Origin of the sequence: Pedobacter agri (assembly GCF_032678665.1) — a bacterium.
Classification (GTDB): Bacteria; Bacteroidota; Bacteroidia; order Sphingobacteriales; family Sphingobacteriaceae; genus Pedobacter; species Pedobacter agri_A.
The window spans coordinates 98,068-120,616 of the sequence record NZ_JAVTSH010000012.1 but is presented as its reverse complement, the minus strand read 5'-3'; the positions used below and the strand labels follow the sequence as shown (position 1 = coordinate 120,616).

Here is a 22,549-nt window from a genome sequence, read left to right as displayed (position 1 = left end):
AAATTAACTTAAATACTTGCCATATCAAAAGGCAGTTTTCTGATGCGTTTGCCCGTAAGATCGAATATTGCTTCCGTCAAGGCAGGAGCGAAGGGCGGTAACCCTGGTTCGCCGATACCACCTGCATCCGAATCATTTTCCATGATGTGTATTTCAATTGGCGGAATATCGGTTAATCTCGGCATTTTGTAATCATAAAAATTACGCTGTTCTACCAAACCATCTTTAAAAGTAATTTCGTGAATGGTGGCCGCACCCAAACCCATTACAATGGCACCATCAATCTGGGCATGAATAATATCCGGATTTACATACCATCCGCAATCTACCACAGCCCAAACCTGATCAATTTTCAGTTTTTCGCCTTTCTTTTTCGAAACTTTAACTACCTGAGCGACTGTTGTGCCGAAACACTCTGTTATGGCAATGCCGAAACCTTTGTTTTTGCCTTTGTTCTTCCAGCCTGAAACTTCTTCAATTTTATCAATTAGTTTTGCAGCCCTTTCTTCTTTAAGGTAATTGCGCCTGAATTCAAGCGGATCTTTACCTGCTTTATGGGCCAGCTCGTTAACAAAACTTTCATAAGCAAAACCATTTGTAGAGGCGTAAACCGAGCGCCAGAACATAGTTGGAATTGGCGTTTGAAAAGGAACATCAGCAAAACTAATGTTTTTGATGGTTTCGAAATATGGTTTTAACCAGCCTTCGGAGGTACTTCTATTTGCTTTACCGTTATCGCCAGAGCGGAAATGATCATTGTTTTGCCCAGCCATACGGAATTTTATGGCGCTGACTTCATTATTTTCAATCACACCCTGGCAACGATAGGAAATTCCCGGGCGGAATGGCCCTTGTGTGATATCATCCTCTCTGGCCCAAATTACCTGAACAGGTAAGCCGATCGCTTTTGAGATAACTAATGCTTCATGCGGGTAGTCCATTAAAGCTTTTCTGCCGAAACCACCACCCAAAAAAGTCATGTTCACAATTACTTTATCAAAAGCAATTCCCATCTTTTTACTGATATAATCCTGAATCCAGTTAGGTGCCTGTACTGGTCCCCAAATTTCAACGGTATCACCACGATGATGACCAATACAATTTAAAGGCTCCATGGTGGCATGAGATTGATAAGGAGTTTCATAAACCACATCTACAATGTCTTTCGAACGGGCAATCACTGCATTTGGGTCGCCTTGGGTTTTCAATAAACGCCCTTCTTCCGTTTTTAAAACTTCGCGTTGTTTGCGGTAAATTTCCGGAGTGTTTACATGTTCGAAACCGCTATCATCCCATTCTATTTTTAATGCCTTTTTACCTTGTAAAGCCGCCCAGGTAGAGGTGGCAATCACAGCAACACCTTCTCTTTCCATGTCGTAAACGCCCATGGCAATTTTGATCACATTAGTTACACCAGGAACTTTGCGGGCTTCGGTATCATCAAAACTCTTAATTTTTCCGCGTAGTCTTGGATTACGCTCTACGGCGGCAAAAACCATCCCCGGAATTCGTTTATCGATTCCAAAAATTGCCTGTCCGTTAGTTTTAAGTGGAGTATCCTTTCTATGAAGCGGTTTGCCAATTAATTTATAAGCCGAACGAGGTTTTAATGCTACATCTTTTGGTGCCTGAAGTTTTGCGGCATCTACCACCAGTTCGCCATAATGGAACTTTTTATTAGAAGGTTTGTGAATCACATGACCTGATGCAGCATAACATTCGGTAACGGGAACGGACCATTTCGCAGCCGCTGCCATGATTAATACCTGACGTGCTGAGGCACTCAATTTTAGCAGGTTTTTGTAAGCACCACGAATGGTTGAACTACCACCAGTTAACTGGCTGCCATATTTTTTCTCGTTACCTTGGGCAAACTGAATATCTACTGATGCCAAATCTACCTCGAGTTCTTCGGCAATAATTTGTGCAATGGAATGGTAAACACCCTGGCCCATTTCTGCCCTGTGACTAACAAGGGTAATTTGTCCGGACGGTTTAATTAAAATCCATGCAGTAAGCTCGGTGTAAACATCTGCTGCCAGGGCTTCTTCTTCGCTCATTACCATTGCCATGGCGGCATCAGGTAAATATAAACCAAGAAATAAGCCTGCACTGCCTAATCCTGCGGTTCTTAAAAAATTTCTTCTCGAAACTTGTGGTGTGCTCATAATATGTTGTTTTCTAAAAGAAAATGAGGTTATTTTTTTGGTGCATAGGCACCAGTGGTGAGCCAGGTGATCCAGGCTTTCTTAAATTCTGCATGGCTCATTGGTGGTAGCGTTCTTCCTTCACCCGGATTCCAGCCTGCCAGTACCAATCCGTCATCAGCATGTTCAATTAATTTTTTTAGGTCCTTGTTGCCGTTTTGCTTCGGATTAACAAGTTGTTTGGCAAGCTGGTAAGGTGTTCTGCCCTGAAAAACCATTTTCATATTTGCTGGTGGCAAATGCCAGTTTGGATTTCCCGGAGGCGTATTTTTGCCAGGTGTATTGGTGGGTTGGTGACAGTTGGCACATTTCATGGCAAATACACCTTTTCCTTCCACACCTCGCTGCGGATTCATTGTATGTAAGTGGCTGTCATCGCCCTGCAGTGGAATATCTCCTGATGGATGGCAATTCATACACCTGGGGCTCATTAATACGCGATATACTTTTTTAAATGCTGCTACTGATGCCACACTATCTTTTGCCACGACAATTTTCTTTACCGGCTCAACAGGTTTATGGTCGTCATGTAAAGCGAAAGCCATGATGGTTACCAATGAAAGTATGATCACCATGATGTAGGCGATCCGCATAATGCCTGTATGCCCTTTGAGTATATTTCTTAATTTAACCATCACTTCGCCGTGCCTCCTTTCTTAGTCATTTCAGCAGCCATGTGGATGGCTTTACGGATTCGTGGATATGTACCACAGCGGCAGATGTTGCCTGACATAGCTTGATCTATATCTTCATCGGTTGGGTTAGGTTTCTCTCGCAATAAAACGGCGGCAGACATGATCTGGCCTGAATGACAATAACCGCACTGCGGTACATCAGCCTCGTTCCATGCGAGCTGTAAAGGATGATCATTATTTTTGGATAAACCTTCAATGGTTAAAATCTTTTGGTTTTGCGCCCTCGAAACTTTGGTTACACAGGAGCGAACAGCCTCACCATTTAAGTGAACGACACAAGCGCCACATTGTGCCACGCCACAGCCAAATTTGGTGCCGGTTAGCCCAACCAGATCTCGGATAGCCCATAATAGCGGCATTTCTGGATCTGCGTCGATATTAAAATTTTGATCATTAATGTTCAAAGAAATCATTTTGTTAGTTTTAGTTTTGTTTTAGCATCGCTCAAAAAATAAACTTCTATTCATGGCCTTAGCTAATCGTAATTTTCCGTTAACTAATTTACAAATAACATGCTCAAGTGTTTGCCCATTCAGTAATATTGGTACATAAAAGGTAATAATGGTAATTTTATATTCTTAAGCGTTTTAAGATGTTGTTTTATCTTTGAATTTGAACTAAAGCTTAAACCTATTTTAATAATTGATGTTTGTAGCTAAAAGGCTAAATTTAGCCTGTTTCTAAAATTTCTTGAACAAAATTAAATGCTTAGACATTATAAAATCGCCAGAATACTCATACTATTCATTTTATTAATTGCTTTACAGGTTAAAAGTTATGCCCAGCCGCTTCGTGTGGCGGTGGCTGCAAACGCCCAAGGCGTTATCAAAAAGTTGCAGGCCGATTTTAAGAAACGTACTGGTATAGCCATCGAAGTAATTATCGGTGCATCAGGAAAACTTAGCGCACAAATTATGAACGGTGCGCCATACGATGTATTTCTTTCTGCCGATACTGAATTTCCAGATCAGTTATTTGCGAAAGGTTACGGCTTGAAGGCGCCAAAGGTTTATGCCTTAGGGAGTTTAATCGTCTGCGGATCGGTTAAAGATGACATAAAAAACTGGCAATCACTTCTAAAAAGCAGTGAGGTGAAAAAAATTGCAATTGCGAATGCAAAAACAGCACCTTATGGAAAAGCCGCACAGGAATCCCTTAAATTCTACGGATTGGAAAATGACATCGCCCCGAAACTGGTATTCGGAGAGAGCATTTCGCAAGTAAATACCTATATTCAAACAAGCGCTGTAGAAATCGGATTTACCACAGAGGCATTTCTCTACGAACGGGTTGAACGTTCAAAATTAAAATGGGTGAGGATAGATCCTAAGAGTTACAGTAAAATTGAACAAGCTGCGATTTTGCTTAAACATGCCAATCAAACCGGTTTAGACCAGGCAACTCAGTTTTACAATTATCTCTCTTCTCCATCGGCGAGGAAAATAATAGATTCGAATGGTTATCATTTACCACAACAAAACTAAGCATGAATCTTGACCCCATTTGGCTCAGTATTAAACTCGCTTTAATTACGACACTTTTTCTGCTTATCCTTGGGATTCCGATTGCCTACTGGCTTTCCAGGAAACAAAGTATTTTAAAACTAATTACCGAGGCGGTTATCACCATGCCACTGGTATTGCCACCGTCCGTACTTGGGTTTTACCTGCTTTTGGCTTTCAGTCCGAATAACGCATTTGGGAAATGGTTGCAGCTTCATTTTAGTCTTCAGCTGGTTTTCTCTTTCAAAGGATTGATTTTTGCCTCGATTATTTACAGTCTGCCATTTATGATTAGCCCGATTAAGGCTGCATTTTCACATTTGCCCCGATCCATTGCTGAAGCATCGTACGTGATGGGCAAATCAAAAACAAAAACTTTCTTTGCTGTATTGCTTCCAAACATTAAACCATCCATTTACACGGCGGCTGTATTAACCTTTGCCCATACCCTTGGCGAATTTGGTGTGGTGCTGATGATCGGGGGAAATATTCCCGGCGAAACTAAAGTTGCGTCCATCGCCATTTATGATGCCGTTGAAACCATGGATTACCAGGCTGCAAATACGTATGCCATGATTTTATTTGCCATCACTTTTATCATTGTTATTGGCGTTTTTGTAATTAATAGAAATGCTGTTAAAAGTCCTTTCGAATGATGAAAATTTCAGTTGAGAAAAAAATAGGTGGTAAATACGGCCATTTTGAGTTTGAGGTAGATACGACCTTTCAGTTAAATAAAACGACCAGAATTCTTGGTCCATCGGGGGTGGGGAAGACAACATTACTTAAAATTCTGGCAGGGTTGGTTCTTCCTGATAGAGGAAAGGTGATTTTTGAAAACGAGCTTTGGTATGACGCGGGAAAAGCATATTCCAAAAAAGTACAGGAGCGTGGTGTTGGATTTGTTTTTCAGGATTATGCACTGTTTCCGAACATGAGCGTAGAAAAACATCTTCAGTATGGAAGCAATGATCAAACTTACATCTCCCGTTTACTCGAACTTGGTGAGATGACGACAATGCGTGATAAACTGCCCCGGCAGCTTTCTGGCGGCCAACAGCAACGTTTAGCGATCATGAGAGCCCTATCTACAAAGCCAAAACTGCTTTTGATGGATGAGCCTTTCGCGGCACTTGATAGCCAGCTAAAACACCGTTTGATTAGTGGGCTAAAAGAACTTTTCACTGAGCAGCAAACTACTGTCATCGTGGTTACTCACCAGGAAAGCGAACTGAGTGATGAAAACAGCCTGGATTTCACATTAACCGCTAAGGAAGAATAAAAGGATTATGGTTTGTTCCTTAGCAGTTAGTGTTTTAATTTAATTATGAAATCAATTCGTCGAAGTGGATGGGTAAGCTATAAATCCTCTTACCCGTAGCGTTAAAAATTGCATTAGAAATGGCGGCAGGCATACCAACCAGGCCAATTTCGCCAACACCTTTTGTACCTATTTCATTGATTAGTTCATCTTTTTCATCTGCAAAAATCACATCAAGCTGGTTAATATCGGCGTGCACCGGAATGTGATATTCTCCGAGATTGGCATTCATGTATTTCCCCAGGTGATCATCCATGATCGTTTCCTCATGTAAGGCTTTGCTGATCCCCCAAATCATAGATCCGGAAATTTGGCTTTTTGCGGTTTTGGGATTGATAATTTTCCCTGCGGCAACGGCCGTAACTGCCCTGGTTACCGTTACTGTACCAAGATCCTGATCTACTTCTACCTCTACAAAGGAAGCACTATGTGTGGCCAAACTGTATTTCCTAAGTTTCAACATGTGGGGTTTCCCCATGTTAGTGGTTTTAATCGCTTTACCTTTATTAAAGGCAATAATATCTTTAAGAGAGGTAAAAATCTCAGGCTTACTTTTCAAATGCATGTTTCCTGCACTAAAAATCACCTCTTCTTCTTTTGCCTTTTTAAATGGTGAAGCATCCATTTCTGCTGCTTTTTTCAGAAGTTTTTTGCGCAAGGCTTTAGCTGCAACTACAATGGCAACGCCGGTAGAGGAAGTGATGGCTGAACCACCCTGAAACATCGAAAATGGTTTTTTACTGTCTCCGTATTGAAAATCAACTTCTTCTAAAGAAAGGCCAAGCTCATCGGCAGCAATTTGGGTCATTACGGTTAGCGTTCCGGTTCCGATATCGGTGGTGGCATTGTTCAGCACCATTCTGCCATCCTTAGTAATCATGGCTTCTACCCGAGCGGGAAACTGAAAGGCATCCCAGATTCCTGTAGCCATGCCGTAGCCCACCAGTTTATTGCCACGTTTCATGGCCCGTGGTTCAGCGTTTCGGTTGCTCCATCCAAACTTTTCTGCAGCCTCCAGGTAACAGGCCCTTAGTGCCTTACTGGTGTATGGCTTTTTGCTTGAGGGATCCATCTCCGAGTAATTGATCAGGCGGAGTTCCAACGGATCGATGTTAAGCTGATGGGCAAGTTCATCCATGGTGCATTCAATGGCATGAAGTGCCGTACTTCCGCCGGGTGCCCGCATATCCATCGGTGTATACACATCTAGCGGAACGAGATTATGCTCAAAAAGTGTATTTGGTGATGGATATAATTTATGGCTCCAGTTTGCTGTTGGTTCCGTATAATCTTCAAAATTAGACGTCTCGGCAAAGGCACTGTGGCCAAGCGCTGTAATTTTGCCATTGATATCGCTGGCAAAACGCATTTTTTGTATGGCTGGTGGTCGGTGGCTGAAAGAAAACATCTGTTTCCGATCCAACACCACCCGCACATTTCGTTTTAAGTGAAGTGCTGCCATTACACAAAGAAACAGCTGGTACTGCGGACGAAGTCCTGAACCAAATGCACCACCCACAAATGGCGCCAGAACCCTTACGTCTTTATAATGCAAACCAAATATATTGGCCACATATAATTGATTGTTAATGGTACCTTGTGTTTTATCATAAATGGTGAGTTTTCCTTTTCCCTCATACACGGTGGTTGTAGCGAAAAGCTCAATTGGGTTATGGTGTTCAGTGCCATGTTGAAATTCCGTTTCTACCTTAACTGCGGCTTGTGCAAACGCAGTCTCAAAATCACCTGTAGGCGGGGGCGGGGGCGGTTTCAACGCTGTGGCAAAGCCTTTTTTAGCCGGCCGGGCTTTATTGAGATTATCTCTTAAATTGGTTTCAAAAGTCTCCTCCTGAAACTCAAATATAATTTGAGTAGAAGCATACCTGGCCGTTTCAAAATCCTCAGCCACTACCAACGCAATCGGTTGGCCGTTGTAAAGAATATTTTCATCATACAATGGTTTGAAAACGGTTCCTGGTGGCGCATCCATATCGGTATATTGCAAATCAAACCATGCCAGTTTTGTACGGTTTTGATGGGAGAGCACATCTACAACACCCGGAATACTAAGTGCTTTTGACATATCAATATTAATAATTTTGCCTTTTGTAATGGGGCTGCTCACCACATAACCATGTAACAAGTCGTCTACCTCGTACTCGGCCGCATACTTTGCCATGCCTGTTACCTTTAACTTTCCTTCCAGTCGGCTAATGGGTTGTCCTACAGTTTTGTTTAAATCCATTTTAATTTTTTTTGGTTTTATGCTGATGGTTTTGCCCCAGGAAGTTGAGATTCAGGATTTAAAGCCATCAACCCATTACGTACAATTGCTCTTTTGGCAAGTTTTATTTTGAAATCATTGTGGCCATATCCTTTTGCGCCATTTAAAATCAAATCCGCCGCTAGGGCAAAATTCTCTGCATTCGCCATTTTGCCTTTTAAAAATTCTTCAGCTTCTGCCGAACGCCAGGGTTTATGTGCAACACCGCCAAGTGCAATTCTGGCTTCTTTAATTGTATCTCCATCAAGTTCCAGTGCGGTTGCAACAGAAACCAACGCAAAAGCATACGAATGGCGGTCGCGGAGTTTCAGGTACGAATAATTTGCTTCGAAGCCTTTTTCAGGAAGATCAATGGAAATAATCAGCTCGTGAGGTTTGAGGTTGTTATCCAGCTCTGGCCGATCATCTGGTAGGCGGTGAAAGTTTGCAAAGTTAATGCTGCGGTTTCCTTCCGGACCAACAACATTCACCACCGCATCCAAAGCAGCCAAAGCCACGCACATATCAGATGGAAAAACCGCAATGCAATGTTCACTGGTTCCTAAAATTGCATGAATCCTGTTATAGCCATCTTTGGCAGGGCAGCCAGAACCTGGAACTCGTTTATTACAGGGTACTTCATGATCATAAAAATAATAACATCGCGTTCGTTGTAACAAGTTGCCGCCATTACTGGCCATATTTCTGATCTGAGCCGATGCGCCTGCAAGAATTGCTTTTGAAAGTAGCGGATATTTTTGTTCAACCACCGGGTGATAAGCGGTATCAGCATTTTTAAATCCCGCTCCAAGCCTTAGTCCTCCATTTTCCAGTTCCCGAATCTCTGAAAGTTCCGCAATGCGATTGATGTCAATCAGTTCAGTAGGGTTGGTGATGTTATATTTCCACAGATCAATCAGGTTAGTGCCGCCTGCCAGAAAACGGCTAGCTTCATGGTTTTGAATAAGGTTGATCGCTTCTTCAGAAGTTGCTGCTTGTTTATATTCAAAGTTATTCACCGCTACCTCCGTTTTTTACCTGCATAATGGCATCAATAATGCCCACGTTTGCGCCACAGCGACACAAATTTCCACTCATCAACTCTTTTACTTCTTCCCGTGAGTTGGCTTTTCCTTCTTGTATTAAACCAATTGCACTGCATATTTGGCCAGGCGTGCAATAGCCACACTGAAATGCATCATGATCAATAAAAGCTTGTTGTATCGGATGTAAATCATCTTCTCGAGCAATACCTTCAATGGTAGTAATTTCAGATCCGTTTTTCATCACGGCCAGCGTAAGGCAACTTAGAATTCGTTTGCCATCGCAAATTACCGTACAGGCGCCGCATTGCCCATGATCGCAACCTTTTTTGGTTCCGGTCAAATTTAAATGGTCACGCAAACCATCCAATAGGCTTACCCACGGTTTAAGGAGTAATTTTTTTTCTTCACCATTCACTTTTAAAGTTAAAGCATAGGTGTTTTCTTTCTCGTAGAGATGATTTTGCGTTTCTGTTCGCATCTTATGGAATTGTTAGTGGTAGCTATTGTTCTGCTAACATTAAAAAACAAGGATAAGTTTTGGTTTTTTTGCGCCACATGGTTCAATAGGTTTTGCATGGCAATGTGAGTTTCAATTTAACGCTTCCCTGGTTATTCTTTTTTCGAATAATCAATTTGTGCTGGCGAATTATAAATAATATCCAACGAATTTCAATTCAGCTGTACTTAAATTGATTAGGTATGCTATTTTACAGAAAGAAAGATAAGTGTGGTTTTTGGTAAACTTAAATAAGATCATATCATGGGTTGGGACATTAGTTATCATCCGATTAGCGAAGAACAGATGCAGACCTGGTATTTCGATGTTCTGGAAAACAAAGCGCAAATAGCAGACATAGCGAGTAAAAACGGCATTGAAGAATTTTACCAGCAAAAATATGGCGACACCATCAATGTTGCTTTAGAAACGAAAGCTGACGATATTTTCGAACATACACACGGCTATTACGTAGCTGTTATTCAAGGTTTTTTCGAAAAATATTTTTACGTACGGGGAGGTGCGTTATCTTTTGCCGAAAGCGATGTGTTGCAAAAATATTTCAAGCCTTGGGAAGCTATTATTCCTGAAAACAGATTTGCTCAAAAAATTCTTAATCACATTGTAGCAAACTATAGTTCGGGAGTTTACATTCCTAAACAAAAAGTAAAGCAGTTATTGAATGATTATCAAAATGATGCGCTAATAAAATCAACATTGGATGAGCTCTTTTCGCATGGGCGAATGGCGGTGTTTCTAAAGGCGCTGGCTTACGCTGAAGGAAAAGGTTTAGGGCTGTTAGAAGCAACCGAAGTAGTTGAACCCAATCCGTTAGATTTAAACAGTTCTTCATGTTATTCTAACCTATATAAATGCGATCCTGAAGGTGCACACCTTTATCAAGAAACGGCAATGGCTCAGTTTGCAGAAATTGAGCAAAGAGAAGGTTTGGCCGAAGGAACCATAATAAACAATGCAGAACATGTGGTAACCCATATCGAACCTGAAAAACCAAAGGAGGAAAAAGGATTTTGGAGCAAATTGTTTGGTAAATAAATCCATAAACATGCTTATCGATAAAAATGCTTCAGCTAACCAGTTAAATCCAACAAAGTTGGAGGCCGATGGTATGGTGTACATCAACACCAATCAATGGTTTTTGGCTTATTCGGCTTTTGCTTACTTGCATCAAAACACCAAAGAAAAATCTGTGGCTTTATTATACAACATGGCCCTTTGCCATCGCTCTGCAAATGAATATACAAAAGCTATCGCGATGCTGGGCGAGGCACAGATGAAAATTGCTACGCCATCAAGCGCACAACATGTAAATAACCACTTACCTGATAATTTATTAACGGATGAATATGAAAATGGGTTTTATCGCCTTGCGTTGAACGAAACGATGGTGCTGTTAAATACCAATCTCGTCAAATTGCGCATCAGAAGAGTCTTGGTAGACATTAATCTGAAACTCGAAAACTGGCAGGAAGTTATTCGTTTAGCGGCTTTGCCGGAAATGGATAGATGTAAAAACGTGATTGAAGCACTAACCACTGCGAAATCTAAAACTAACACTTAAACACACATGAATTTATACCAGATAGAACAAGCATATATACAGGGGAAAGACCTTGCAGAGATAAACGAATTATATAAAAAGGAGATCGTTGATATTTCGGAAGAACAGCAAATAGAAGTTTGGAGGCAGGTTTGTGGTTTTGCTAATTTAGAAATGGTTGAATTTCTGATTGCACAAGGCTGGCGAAGTGCCGGGGTGGAAGACAGACATGGCGATACCCTATTGCATTTTTTAGCCACGCCACTGCGTACTTATGATTACTTTATTGGTGAAAAAAAGGTTTACGAATGTACCAAAAAACTACTGGAGGTAAAGGTTAGTCCGCTGAGGAAAAATAGCGATGGCGAAACGGCTTTAATGCTTGGTGCCAGGGTTGGTTATACCGAAATGCTGGAAGCTTATCAGGAAGTTGGTGCAAAAATCGATTTTACCAATCGTAAGGGAAATACCATATTGCATATCCTGGCTGAGTATTCCTACACTCCAGTTTCTGCATTTGAAACCGCCCTGGAACGCTTAATGACGCATCAAAATGATCCTGACTTTGATGAAAACAACCAAAGACAAGCGCAAACCAGAAGAGAACTAGAATGGAGGCATCATGTATGTAAGGCGAGATTTAATCAATTTATCACATTCGCCATTGTTGCCAGGGAATTCGGAATTGATCCGTTTCAAAAAAATAATGAGGGAAAAACGGCTGTTGATGTGGCCATTGCTCAGAAATCTAAATCAATTGGGGCCATTTTAAAAGGAGTCGATTTTAACAATCAGGAAACGGTAACACACTACTTCGATGCCGGAGGAATGGATTTGCATCAGGCTTGTTATCACAAAGATTTGGTGGCCCTAAATGCTTTGATCCAGGTAGGTGAAAATGTAAATGAAATTTATGATGTAGAAGGTGATGCTTTAAATGGAATGACCCCGCTAGCCATTGCCATGCAAAAACATTCTTTTGAGGTTACTGAATTATTGCTAAAAAATGGCGCTGATCCAAATGCGCTTGATAGCAGTGCCTGGCATCCTTTCAGGCATTTATATACGCCTGTTTCGGGTGTAAATACCAATTTCGACCAGTTTAACGATAAAGTTTTTCAGAAAATTTTAGCGGCCTATATCACAGCCGGTTATAAAATAGATTCGTTAGTGGATGATGAAGAAAATACTTTATTAACTATTTCGGCTAAATATGCCGATAGTTTAATGCTTTTCAATAGCAATACGATTTCGACAGTTTTAACGCAGGAAGCGATATATACGAATGCTGATGTAAATAAAACCAATCGAAATGGAATTTCGGCATTAATGTACTTGTGTTTGGCAGATTCGCAAAGGGGCGAGAAAAACCTGATTACCATTTTAGAGCAAGGTGCTTCAACTGAACTGCGTGATAAAAACGGTAAAACAGCGCTGATGTATGCGGTTAACAATTCAGATAGATCAGTAGCAAAAACTTACTGCGAGCTGATGGCAGATTTTGGAAATCTTTTGATTGATGCAAAAGACAATGATGGGAAATCGGCACTGGATTATGCAGGCGAACGCAATAATGAAACGCTGGTTGCCTGGCTCGTTGAAAAAATGTAGAAACTAAAAATTATTATAAACGACATTAAATGGACGCAATATTTTTAAACGCTTGCAAGAATAATCAAAAAGCAATCGTACAAACACTACTGAAAAAGGGTGGAATAAACCTCGATAAACGCGATGGAATGGGCAATACGCCATTATTTTATGCTTGCCAGAAAGGGGCGAGGGATATCGTTAAAATTTTGGTAGATGGAGGAGCCGATGTTAACCTGGCCAATAACCAAAGCGCTACACCTTTACACATTGTTTCGCAAAGTGGTAATAAAGAAATCTTAAGCGTTTTGTTAGATAGTGGAGCCGACATCAATGCAACCGACAAAGAAGGAAAAACTGCCTTGATTTATTCGCTGGCCGAAGGAAGAACGGAATTTACCAAGTTCTTATTATCAAAAGGAGCAGACAAAAGCATTAAAGATAATGAGGGCCATAGTGCATTGGATTATGCCACGAGCAGAGGTTTGCGAGATACCGTTGCATTATTAGTTGGCAATGCCGATGATAAAAATAGCAGTGGAAATACACCCTTGCACCAGGCGGTTTGGAACAACGAGGCAGAAGTGGTAGGCGAGTTGCTGAAAGTTAGCACGATAAACATCAACGCTGTAAATGACAGCGGAGATAGTGCTTTGGTATTGGCTTGTATGCAAAATAACTTGAGGGTTGCCCAACAACTGCTTAATGCAAATGCCGATATGTTGTTGAAGCGATTGGATGGAAATTCGGTTTTGCATTACAGCAGTGGCAGAGGGAATAAGGAAATAGTAAAGTTGCTGGTTGAAAAAGGAATGGACATCAACAGTAAAAACAACGAGGGTGAAACGCCATTAATCGTATCTGCCATTTGCGGCTTTAATGAAATTTCAGCTTTGCTGATTGATAGTGGTGCTGATGTAAATGAGAAAGATAATGATGAACATTCGGCATTACATTATGCTTCAGAAAAGGGTTACAATGAAATTGTAGAGCAGTTGATTATGGCTGGAGCAAATTCGTAACGAGTTAATACAAAGAATTATATATGCCATGACAGCACAAATTAAAAATATTATCGACCAACTTGAAACGTATATCAAAAAGGCTGAAGAAACAGGAGATAAATACGATTTTATCGATCCTGCTTATGAAGTTATTGACGAGCTAGAGAAAATTGAAAATAATGTGACGCAATTGAACCCATATTCGAACTGTTAGAACGTAGTCCAGATATAGATTACGGCGGACCAGGGCCATTAGGCAGTTTTATAGAAACTCATTACAAAAACGGCTACGAAGAATTGCTTTTACAGTCCATTGAAAGAAAGCCAACAGCGTATTCGCTGTATTTATTGCATCGTCTCATAAATGATAAAGACCATCCTAATCATCAAATCTATCTTGAACTAATGAAAAAAATAGCGACAAGTGAAAAATATCCTAAAAATATAATTGATGATGCAAAAGATAGCTTGACATACTTTGAATAACAATAAACGCATTTATTAATATTAAAAAAGTTTAAACCTTCTACTAAAATCTATTAAAAACATAATCTCATCCCATATTTAATAAATTACTAATTATCAAGAAATTAATAAACATTCATTAACCATCTAAACTAAAATTATGGGATTTTTAAAAACAATTATCAACTTGATTTCAAGTGCAATTTCTGAATCAAAAGAGTCGCAACCAGGGCAATCTCCTGAGGAAATTATAGCCTCGTTAGAGCGAAGAGGTAAACACGAACAAGCACAACAGTATAGAGATTATTTTGCTCAAATAGAAAAAGATAAAGAAGATTACAGTTTAAAAATTAGCGAGAGCATAACTTATGAAAAGTTGTCGCCGTATAAAAATACACCTCGAATTGATGCAGGATTTATAAAGGATACAGCTGCCTTATATAGCAGTTCATCAAAAAATATAGAAAAAATCACCAATGCACAAATGGTGCTTGCCTCGGTGGTGCAGGCAAATCATCAATTGTATAAAGAAGGAAATGAAGACATGTTGCCTATGGTGTTGGTATTTGCTTTAGATGAAGAACATAGATTTAACACTGATTGGCTAATTGACACAGCAGACAAAATAGCTGACATGAAAGAAAGTAACAACGTGCCACAAGATGTATTTGCCTTTATTAAAGTATTGAGGGATGACCAAAGTATTTTCTGTTTCAAACTAGGAAGTAGCTTAAGTGGTGGTGCGGATGCCTGGTGTGTTACGTATTCAATACCGAAACAAAAATATTTACCAGGCGCTGTAATTCCATCTATCAATATTTTACCCTTCCTGATCATGGATACCTTGAAAGATGATTATCAAGCTAAACTTGCCATTGTACCTTCAAAATATTATACAAATAACAACCAATAGCTAAAATGATTTGATAGTTGGCTTAGCTAATGAAAAAATGAAATGAAAACCTAGCTGGTTCGTGAAGAGTATTTCAGATGGAAATCTGTGATTTTAGAGTTATCACGCTATTTAGCATCATTCTATTTCTGATCATCCTGCTCCTGACGAGCATAAAGTGTTATTAATAGCAACACAATTAATCAATAACAAATATCAATATGAAGACAATCAAAACCATTTTAGGCATAGCGGTAGTGCTATTTATCGGCGTAGTATTTTTCTACACCAGTAGCAGTGTAAAAACTGCCAAAGAAATCGAAACCACCTATACCCATCACAACCAGACCATTACTTTGGAAGGTAAATTTAAAGCGCCATTTCTTACGCGAACTGGTAAGAATATCGCTATGGAATTTGAGGTTTACAACGATTTCTTTATCATCCAAACCGGAAATAAAACAATTAATGGGATAACTGTTAATTATGGCGAAGGAAAAAATTCGGTGTTCATTGATGTTCCTGAAGATAGCCGGAAGTTTGAGCAGACAGACGTAGTTATTTTTGATAAGGATGGTAATAAATTAACCACCAGCGACAAAGTGAAAATAACCGCACAAATTGTTTACCCGAATAAAGGTGTTAAAAAATCTTCATCCGTAAAAGATTACAGCACCGGCAAGGTAACAGTTAAAGATGAAGGTGAAGATTTCGGTTACGAAGTCTCCAACGTTGTTATTGAGAAAATTTAATGATTAGCGGCACAGGTTTTTGACTTGTACCGATTTCACCTTGCTTTTAAAATGATGGCAAAAAACTTAATTATGCTAAGCTTTTTTTTAGTGCTTTCTATTTCAAGCAAAGCGCAAAAAAAACCGTTTCCAAAAAGTGCTTTTGCAGGTAAATGGGAATATGAGCAAACACACCATAACCTGCTTATTGTGATCGAATTTGAGAAAGGAAAAGATTATGCAACCGTTACAGATATTGGAACCGGAGAAGCACCACCTTTTAAATTAAAGGCACAAATGCAAGGCGATAAATTGGTTATCTATCCGCAAACGCATCAAAACGATTTTTATTTTCAGCTATATATCAAAGATAAAACGCTAATTTTTCAATCCCAGATTGCCATCTGGGACAGGAATGGAAATCCACGGCCTGCAGATAAAAATCGTTTTCTTAACAGGGTATACCACAGGGTAAAGTAAGCTCATACTCGTGTGGTTCTCTTTTAATTAAAATCTTAAACGATCAAAGATAAGCGGCTTCAGCAAAACAAAAAAAATGGGGCGAACCCAATCATATATTTTCATTATATGCTTTGCTTCACGCGAAGCGGGAATACGAAAAATAGTTCTGAACCGGCGAATTTAAAGACGATTCCAACGGATAATGATTTTGCCGGCCAAATTGAATGCCATAATGTATTTTTATATCGTGATCTGTTCATCCCCCAGTATCGCAATATTATGATTGATAAAGATATAAAATTTGAGGATGATCTGTTCGAAACAAATTGTTTTGGTGCTGTTAATTGTGCTTGCTACTTCCAGCTTAGCATTAGCAAAGGGTAGAATACCAATTGGAGAGCGATCGGTTTTGAACACCGTTCATGATCTACCAAATATCAATGATTTTAAACTTGACAGTGGCAATTATCTTGATTTGGCAACGCTGCATAAAGAATTTAACATCGCTTATATTCTGCCCTTGTACATCACACAAGAACCAAAACTGGTTATTTACGATGAAGAAACAGACCGCTATTTCGATTTGCCGGAAAGCGAATTAAAAGTGCTTCTTCGCTCTCAAAAATTAAATCAAAAAGACTTGATTGGCTTACCCTTTTATACAAGGTATGGCGCCAAATTAATCGTGATACTATTTTTGGCCTTTATAATTTGGGGAATTCTTCCTTATCAGAAACCAAAAGTTATACCTAAAACAGTCTAAATTCTTATTTATCCACTAAAACCCCAAAAAAATGAGTAGCTCAGTTATTTTTATTATTGTTTTCATAATTGTGACTTATGGAGGCATTTTTTACTTTATGCAATTGAAGAAAAAGAAGCAGATAGAAATGTTTCAGAATACCGATTTCAATGCAGAAATGCGTAATGTGCTTACCTACAAAAACAAATTTTTAAACTCCGAACTTTCCTTTTTACCTAAGCAAATGGAAGGCAAGCCTATTGATGCATTTAATTATGCCAATATCAATTATTCCACTAAAGATTCAATAAAAGATGGTATTAAAGACAGTTTAAAAGGAATGGCCACTTTAGGAACCGTTAGGTTTCAAACTGTTCAAACGCCGAAGTACTTCATTTTAAGCGGTGCCGATTTACATTTGTTAGATACCGACACGGATGGTGAAATTTCCAATCACCTGGTTTTTGATGCTACTCGTTTACAGGCATCATCAATAAGTGAAGTTCCTTTAGAGGGTGTAATCAAAGCATTTGCTAAACAAAAAGGAGATAATGTTAAAGCTTACCGGATTTCGCTGGCTACTGATGGCAATCCCATCGAATTAATTATGTTTTCGGCCTTGTTATTTACCTATGCCAACACAAATGCGAGTGCATTTTCGCTGAACATTCAGAAAAATATAGAAGAAATTATCATTGCGAATGATTTCCTTAAAAAACTTGGCGAACGCTATCTAAACCTAAAAGTATCAGGTTTGCTCAACTAATTTAAAATATAACTAATCAACTAACAAAATAATATAAAATATGAAGAAAATGTTTTTTATCGCTATTGCATCGGCAATGCTTATTTCATGCAGTCAAAACAAGGAAAAAGGGCAAGTGGTAAATTTTGAGCAGTACCAGGCATTAAACCAGGTAAAGGAAAATAATGGTAAAAGGTTTGCCATTGTTGGCTACCCGTTTATTGATAGCGATATTACCGTAAGAAGCGGTGTTAGCCACGATAGCCAATTGCCACAGATTGGCTTCTACGAAGAGCCGGGAGGAAAAGGCAAAATGCTTGCCTTAATGCCTGTAGCCAATGGAACAGGCAAAAACGAATTTGATGCGCCAGAAACTTTTACCATGGATCAGGTTGTTTTCTACGATAACGAAGGGAAGCCATTAAAGTACACAGATAAAATGGAAGTGTCTTTTACGATGGATTTACAGGTTGACAGGGGTAAAACAACTTTTAACGATCGCTCTGTTTACTATGGCGGGCCAAGTGAAACCCGTATAGACAAAGCCAAATAACGATGGTTGTTATCGCTGTTCTGATGTAGATTGAGTGATCGCACCTATTAAGAACCGCTTGAAGACCTTAATTTATAACTGCCTTTGGTGATTATAAATTAAGGTCTTTCTTTTATCTTTGCAGAAATTTCAATATTTCAACTGTGATTAATGTAAACAACATCTCCGTTTCATTTGGCGGAACCACGCTCTTCAGCGACGTAACTTTTTCCATAAACGAGAACGACAAAATTGCTTTAATGGGCAAAAATGGTGCGGGAAAATCGACCATTTTAAAAATTATTGCTGATGTTGCAAAACCCACTTCGGGAAGTGTTACTGGACCAAAAGATGCGGTTATTGCCTATTTACCACAGCATTTGCTTACCGAAGATAAACTTACGGTGTTCGAAGAAACCATGAAAGCTTTTCAGGAAGTAAACCAGATGCAAAAGGAGCTTGATGAACTGAATGAACAGCTTACCATTCGTACAGATTACGATAGTGACGATTACATGAAACTGATTGAAAGGGTATCAGAACTGAGCGAAAAGTTTTATTCGATCGAAGAAGTTAATTACGATGCAGAGGTTGAAAAAGTACTCAAAGGTTTAGGTTTTGAACGTAAAGACTTTAGCCGCCAAACTTCTGAATTTTCTGGTGGATGGCGTATGCGTATTGAACTTGCCAAAATTCTACTTCAAAAACCTGATCTGATTTTACTGGATGAGCCTACCAACCACATGGATATTGAAAGTATTCAATGGCTGGAGGATTTTCTCATCAATTCGGCCAAAGCAGTAATGGTAATCTCTCACGACAGGGCTTTTGTAGATAACATCACGAACCGTACCATTGAGGTAACGATGGGTAGAATTTACGATTACAAAGCCAAATATAGCCACTATTTACAGTTACGTGCCGACAGAAGAATACATCAGCTAAAAGCTTACGAAGAGCAACAACGGTTTATTGCCGATAACCAGGAATTTATTGACCGTTTCAGAGGGACTTACTCTAAAACACTTCAGGTACAATCGCGTGTAAAAATGCTTGAAAAGCTGGAGGTGATAGAAATTGACGAAGTAGATACTTCAGCATTAAGACTGAAATTTCCGCCGTCGCCACGTTCTGGCCAATATCCGGTAATGGCAGAAGAGCTTACCAAAACTTATGGCGATCATGTGGTATTTCAGAAGGCAAATCTGGTAATCGAACGCGGCGAGAAAGTAGCTTTTGTAGGGAAAAACGGTGAAGGCAAATCCACCATGATCAAAGCCATCATGGGTGAAATCGATTTTAAAGGAAGTTTAAAAGTTGGTCACAATGCTAAAATAGGTTATTTCGCTCAAAATCAAGCTGCTTTGCTGGATGAAAATCTTACCGTATTTGATACGATTGATCAGATTCCCTTGGGTGAAGGTACAGTTAAAATTAAAGACCTTTTAGGTGCTTTTATGTTCAGTGGCGATGATACGACTAAAAAAGTAAAAGTGCTTTCAGGTGGTGAAAAAACCCGGTTGGCGATGATTAAATTATTGTTGGAGCCGGTAAATGTTTTGATACTGGATGAGCCCACAAACCACCTGGATATGAAAACGAAAGATATCATTAAAGATGCTTTGAAAGACTTTGATGGCGCGCTTATTCTGGTTTCACACGATAGGGATTTTCTCGATGGCCTGGTTGAAAAAGTATTTGAGTTTGGTAATAAGCGTGTCCGCGAACATTTTGAAGATATTAAAGGTTTCCTGGCTTATAAAAAAATGGACAACCTGAAAGAAATCGAAAAAAACTAAAAGCCCAATCCAATTCCAGCACTCAGCATTCCGTAACCTCCTGAAAAACAGTAAGATCCATAAATCCTTACCACGGGGAATTTCATTTGAAAGCCAACATCGCCACGTAGTGTTTTTAGGTAGGTTCTTTTGAGCTCAAATGGATCGGTGTAGGTAATGTAGGCTACCTGATTATCACGTATACTATTCGGAATGGCGAAATTTCCCCTTAAGCCCAGGGTAGCCGATGATATACTGTAACCCAATGAAACGAAAGGGCTGAAAAAACCAATTTCTTTTGATAGGGTGGTTTGCAGGAGGTAGTTATCAAAACGACCATAAATCGCCTGACCAGTAAAATCAGTTGCTTGTTCGTTATTTTCTGGAATGGTGCCTGGAAGTGGTTGAAGGTTAAGTGCTCTGCTATAATTTAATACGTTAAAGCCAGCAAGTATAGAAAGATCGAAAGGTGTTTTTTTAACATCTTTTGGTATAAAATCCCTCACGATATTGTGTTTGATGCCAAGGCCAAACAATGAAACCGAACCAAACCGTTCTCCAAGTTTAATTTTTGGTGCCGCCCTAACCATCAATTCTGTATTAGCCATAAAGCCCACTGTAAGTTGAATCTGGGGTGTAGGCACAAGGTCTTCGATCACTGCACTGGGCAGTTCAAAAGAAATAAGTTTGTTGCCATTTCCATCGAACAAATCCATATAAGGCCCATTGTTATAACGATCGCCCGTAAATGTTGGCGAATGTATCTTCGTTGGGTCGGCAGGGCGAAGATTGCTGGAAAGGCCTATATTGGTCACATCAAAGGTTTGTTTCGCTCTGGGTATGATTGAACCAGTTGCCATGATCCTCAGATCAAAATGTAAGGGCCCTATTGTTTGTGCGGTATTTGCCCATCCACTATTCATGCCCAATCCGAAACCATAAAGTAATGGTCGGGAATAGGCGTCAACAAGTTTTTCTACATCGGCTGGACCGGCTTTAATCAGTTGCTCAAAATTAAATTGGGCGTTAACTTTTTGATTGGCAAAAAAAAATGTGCATAAGATGGGTAAGAGTAGCTTTTTCATGAATAGGCGCTTCAGCAAGTTCTAATTGAAATGAGGATTTAAATTCAAACCCAAAGCAATGTAAAATGTTTGATTCAACGCTTCTATTTGAAGCAATTATTTACTTTTATTAAAAAAAATCCCTCACGAGTTTCATCGCGAGGGATTGTCTTTCATCCGAAAGGGGAGCAGGCCGTCATCCATTGGCCGCTCGACTTAATTGTCGGGCGCAATGATATAAAATATGCGAACGGCTGTCAATACGTTGTTGATATTTATCAACAGTTCCTCAAAAGAATAAGTATTTACCGATATGGTATGCGTATTTAACAAAAAAGACCTGAAGCATCCGCAACCAGGTCTTTCCTTTTAGAAAGTGTCATCCATCTAATTTTAGGTATCGTAAATATACCTGTATAAGTTACGTGGTAAATACGCTTTTTTAAAATTTTGTACGTAGTAAACCGCTTTGATACTTATGGTTTCATTGGTTTGAAAACCGCTTTTTGAATGGCAAATTTTTTCACTGGTACTGAGTTACTATCTAACAGTTGATTAAATTGTGCATTCATAATCCAAATGTCGGCGCCGTTCGAGGTTGCCGTAGAAGGGTAAGTAAAACGATCCGTTGACGCCGTTGCTGCGCTAACTACAGCAGTTTGCCAGTTATCGTTACTGGTGAGTTGATAAATTTTATCATTCCCACCGTTGACAACCATGGTAAGATTATTTTTGTCTTTAAGCAACAAACCATCAGCACCTAAAAAATATTGATCGATCATAACCTTTTGCACGCTCTTTGGATTATTTAGCATTACTTTGAAAAGCTGACCTTTTGAACTGTTGTCAACAATTAAATAGCCATCTGGATGAAAAACAATGCCGTTTAATCCCACGCCTTCGGTTTTGAACAGCTCATCTTTAGCAAATACAGATGCTTTGCCATCTGGGCTTACCTTGTAAATGGCACCGGCAAAACTATCGGTAACGTAAGCGTTTCTCTGGGTATCGAATGTTAGGTCGTTGGCAAAATGTTTACCAGGCAGTAGTGCAGATAAATCAACATCTGATACTTTTTTCCCGGATTGGATGTCAATGGCAATTAATCTGGCCATTTTCATGCGGGTAGCTGGGTTGGTGTATTTACTGTAATTTGCATCACTTACACAGGCAAAAAGCTGTTTGCCATCCGGATGGATTTTCAATCCATAGGTCGATTTTAAGGTGGTATCAGCATGCAAAATACTGTAAGCACCCTGAGGAGTTACCTGCCCGATATTGCCCAGCCGGGCCGATGATACATAATAAATATTTTTGGCTTGATTATATGCAATGCCTTCAGGATAACTTTCTAATGCATCAAATTCAATCCTGGGCGTTGGTTCAGGTTTAATTGCCGCTACCGTAGCCACGCAAACTACTGCTAAGCAGATATAGGTTAAAGCTCTCATAA

General features: G+C 39.6%; 23 protein-coding genes. 15 read left to right on the top strand and 8 right to left on the bottom strand.

What is annotated here, in order from left to right; all coding sequences use genetic code 11:
- Positions 1 to 8 precede the first annotated feature (8 nt).
- The 3 genes from R2Q70_RS21045 to R2Q70_RS21035 are packed head-to-tail and all read right to left on the bottom strand — an operon-like array spanning position 9 to position 3,315.
- Positions 9 to 2,168: a molybdopterin cofactor-binding domain-containing protein gene (locus R2Q70_RS21045; protein ID WP_316809520.1), complete on the bottom strand. Its 2,160-nt coding sequence runs from the start codon at positions 2,166 to 2,168 to the stop codon at positions 9 to 11.
- A gap of 29 nt (positions 2,169 to 2,197) precedes the next feature.
- Positions 2,198 to 2,782, bottom strand: a complete 585-nt coding sequence (locus R2Q70_RS21040; protein WP_316809519.1) for a hypothetical protein — start codon at positions 2,780 to 2,782, stop codon at positions 2,198 to 2,200.
- A gap of 59 nt (positions 2,783 to 2,841) precedes the next feature.
- Positions 2,842 to 3,315, bottom strand: coding sequence for a (2Fe-2S)-binding protein (locus tag R2Q70_RS21035; protein WP_316809518.1), 474 nt, complete (start codon positions 3,313 to 3,315; stop codon positions 2,842 to 2,844).
- Positions 3,316 to 3,606: 291 nt separating this feature from the next.
- On the opposite strand from R2Q70_RS21035, the gene modA reads away from it, so the two are divergent.
- Genes modA through R2Q70_RS21020 form a run of 3 tightly spaced genes read left to right on the top strand, consistent with a single transcriptional unit; the run spans position 3,607 to position 5,686 of the window.
- Positions 3,607 to 4,386, top strand: a complete 780-nt coding sequence (gene modA / locus R2Q70_RS21030; RefSeq protein ID WP_316809517.1) for a molybdate ABC transporter substrate-binding protein — start codon at positions 3,607 to 3,609, stop codon at positions 4,384 to 4,386.
- A gap of 2 nt (positions 4,387 to 4,388) precedes the next feature.
- Positions 4,389 to 5,060 carry a molybdate ABC transporter permease subunit gene (gene modB, locus R2Q70_RS21025; RefSeq protein WP_316809516.1) on the top strand — a complete coding sequence of 224 codons (672 nt, stop codon included), beginning with the start codon at positions 4,389 to 4,391 and terminating at the stop codon, positions 5,058 to 5,060.
- Complete coding sequence (locus R2Q70_RS21020) at positions 5,057 to 5,686, top strand: ATP-binding cassette domain-containing protein (RefSeq protein WP_316809515.1); 630 nt, start codon at positions 5,057 to 5,059, stop codon at positions 5,684 to 5,686. The genes modB and R2Q70_RS21020 overlap by 4 nt, the downstream gene beginning before the upstream one ends.
- A 43-nt stretch (positions 5,687 to 5,729) precedes the next feature.
- Here R2Q70_RS21020 and R2Q70_RS21015 read toward each other — a convergent pair whose 3' ends face one another.
- The 3 genes from R2Q70_RS21015 to R2Q70_RS21005 are packed head-to-tail and all read right to left on the bottom strand — an operon-like array spanning position 5,730 to position 9,512.
- On the bottom strand, positions 5,730 to 7,970 hold the full coding sequence (locus R2Q70_RS21015; protein ID WP_316809514.1) for a xanthine dehydrogenase family protein molybdopterin-binding subunit: 2,241 nt from the start codon (positions 7,968 to 7,970) through the stop codon (positions 5,730 to 5,732).
- 17 nt (positions 7,971 to 7,987) lie between these two features.
- Positions 7,988 to 9,007 (bottom strand): xanthine dehydrogenase family protein subunit M, encoded by a 1,020-nt coding sequence (locus R2Q70_RS21010; RefSeq protein ID WP_316809513.1) that lies wholly within the window; start codon positions 9,005 to 9,007, stop codon positions 7,988 to 7,990.
- Complete coding sequence (locus R2Q70_RS21005) at positions 9,000 to 9,512, bottom strand: (2Fe-2S)-binding protein (protein ID WP_316809512.1); 513 nt, start codon at positions 9,510 to 9,512, stop codon at positions 9,000 to 9,002. The genes R2Q70_RS21010 and R2Q70_RS21005 overlap by 8 nt, the downstream gene beginning before the upstream one ends.
- Before the next feature lie 282 nt (positions 9,513 to 9,794).
- Between R2Q70_RS21005 and R2Q70_RS21000 the strand changes: the two genes are divergently transcribed.
- The 12 genes from R2Q70_RS21000 (at position 9,795) to R2Q70_RS20945 (ending at position 20,053) form a co-directional block, all read left to right on the top strand.
- Positions 9,795 to 10,586, top strand: coding sequence for a hypothetical protein (locus R2Q70_RS21000; RefSeq protein ID WP_316809511.1), 792 nt, complete (start codon positions 9,795 to 9,797; stop codon positions 10,584 to 10,586).
- A gap of 10 nt (positions 10,587 to 10,596) precedes the next feature.
- Positions 10,597 to 11,112: a hypothetical protein gene (locus R2Q70_RS20995; RefSeq protein WP_316809510.1), complete on the top strand. Its 516-nt coding sequence runs from the start codon at positions 10,597 to 10,599 to the stop codon at positions 11,110 to 11,112.
- A 6-nt stretch (positions 11,113 to 11,118) separates the two neighbouring features.
- A complete protein-coding gene (locus R2Q70_RS20990; protein ID WP_316809509.1) occupies positions 11,119 to 12,702 on the top strand; it encodes an ankyrin repeat domain-containing protein in 1,584 nt (527 codons plus the stop codon).
- 29 nt (positions 12,703 to 12,731) lie between these two features.
- Positions 12,732 to 13,703 (top strand): ankyrin repeat domain-containing protein, encoded by a 972-nt coding sequence (locus R2Q70_RS20985; RefSeq protein ID WP_316809508.1) that lies wholly within the window; start codon positions 12,732 to 12,734, stop codon positions 13,701 to 13,703.
- A 28-nt stretch (positions 13,704 to 13,731) separates the two neighbouring features.
- Positions 13,732 to 13,899, top strand: a complete 168-nt coding sequence (locus tag R2Q70_RS20980; protein WP_316809507.1) for a hypothetical protein — start codon at positions 13,732 to 13,734, stop codon at positions 13,897 to 13,899.
- Between the two features lie 411 nt (positions 13,900 to 14,310).
- Positions 14,311 to 15,063, top strand: a complete 753-nt coding sequence (locus R2Q70_RS20975) for a hypothetical protein (RefSeq protein WP_316809506.1) — start codon at positions 14,311 to 14,313, stop codon at positions 15,061 to 15,063.
- Positions 15,064 to 15,263: 200 nt separating this feature from the next.
- Positions 15,264 to 15,794 carry a hypothetical protein gene (locus R2Q70_RS20970; RefSeq protein ID WP_316809505.1) on the top strand — a complete coding sequence of 177 codons (531 nt, stop codon included), beginning with the start codon at positions 15,264 to 15,266 and terminating at the stop codon, positions 15,792 to 15,794.
- Between the two features lie 72 nt (positions 15,795 to 15,866).
- Positions 15,867 to 16,253: a hypothetical protein gene (locus tag R2Q70_RS20965; protein WP_316809504.1), complete on the top strand. Its 387-nt coding sequence runs from the start codon at positions 15,867 to 15,869 to the stop codon at positions 16,251 to 16,253.
- A gap of 289 nt (positions 16,254 to 16,542) precedes the next feature.
- Complete coding sequence (locus tag R2Q70_RS20960; protein ID WP_316809503.1) at positions 16,543 to 16,998, top strand: hypothetical protein; 456 nt, start codon at positions 16,543 to 16,545, stop codon at positions 16,996 to 16,998.
- Between the two features lie 31 nt (positions 16,999 to 17,029).
- Positions 17,030 to 17,743 carry a hypothetical protein gene (locus R2Q70_RS20955; RefSeq protein ID WP_316809502.1) on the top strand — a complete coding sequence of 238 codons (714 nt, stop codon included), beginning with the start codon at positions 17,030 to 17,032 and terminating at the stop codon, positions 17,741 to 17,743.
- A 40-nt stretch (positions 17,744 to 17,783) separates the two neighbouring features.
- A complete protein-coding gene (locus R2Q70_RS20950; RefSeq protein ID WP_316809501.1) occupies positions 17,784 to 18,275 on the top strand; it encodes a hypothetical protein in 492 nt (163 codons plus the stop codon).
- A 143-nt stretch (positions 18,276 to 18,418) separates the two neighbouring features.
- Positions 18,419 to 20,053, top strand: coding sequence for an ABC-F family ATP-binding cassette domain-containing protein (locus R2Q70_RS20945; RefSeq protein ID WP_316809500.1), 1,635 nt, complete (start codon positions 18,419 to 18,421; stop codon positions 20,051 to 20,053).
- On the opposite strand, the gene R2Q70_RS20940 is transcribed toward R2Q70_RS20945, so the two are convergent.
- Entirely contained in the window at positions 20,050 to 21,117 is a 1,068-nt protein-coding gene (locus R2Q70_RS20940; protein WP_316809499.1) for a DUF6588 family protein, read from the bottom strand. The two genes, R2Q70_RS20945 and R2Q70_RS20940, sit on opposite strands and share 4 nt — an antisense overlap.
- 455 nt (positions 21,118 to 21,572) lie before the next feature.
- On the bottom strand, positions 21,573 to 22,547 hold the full coding sequence (locus R2Q70_RS20935; protein WP_316809498.1) for a gluconolaconase: 975 nt from the start codon (positions 22,545 to 22,547) through the stop codon (positions 21,573 to 21,575).
- Between the last annotated feature and the right edge of the window lie 2 nt (positions 22,548 to 22,549).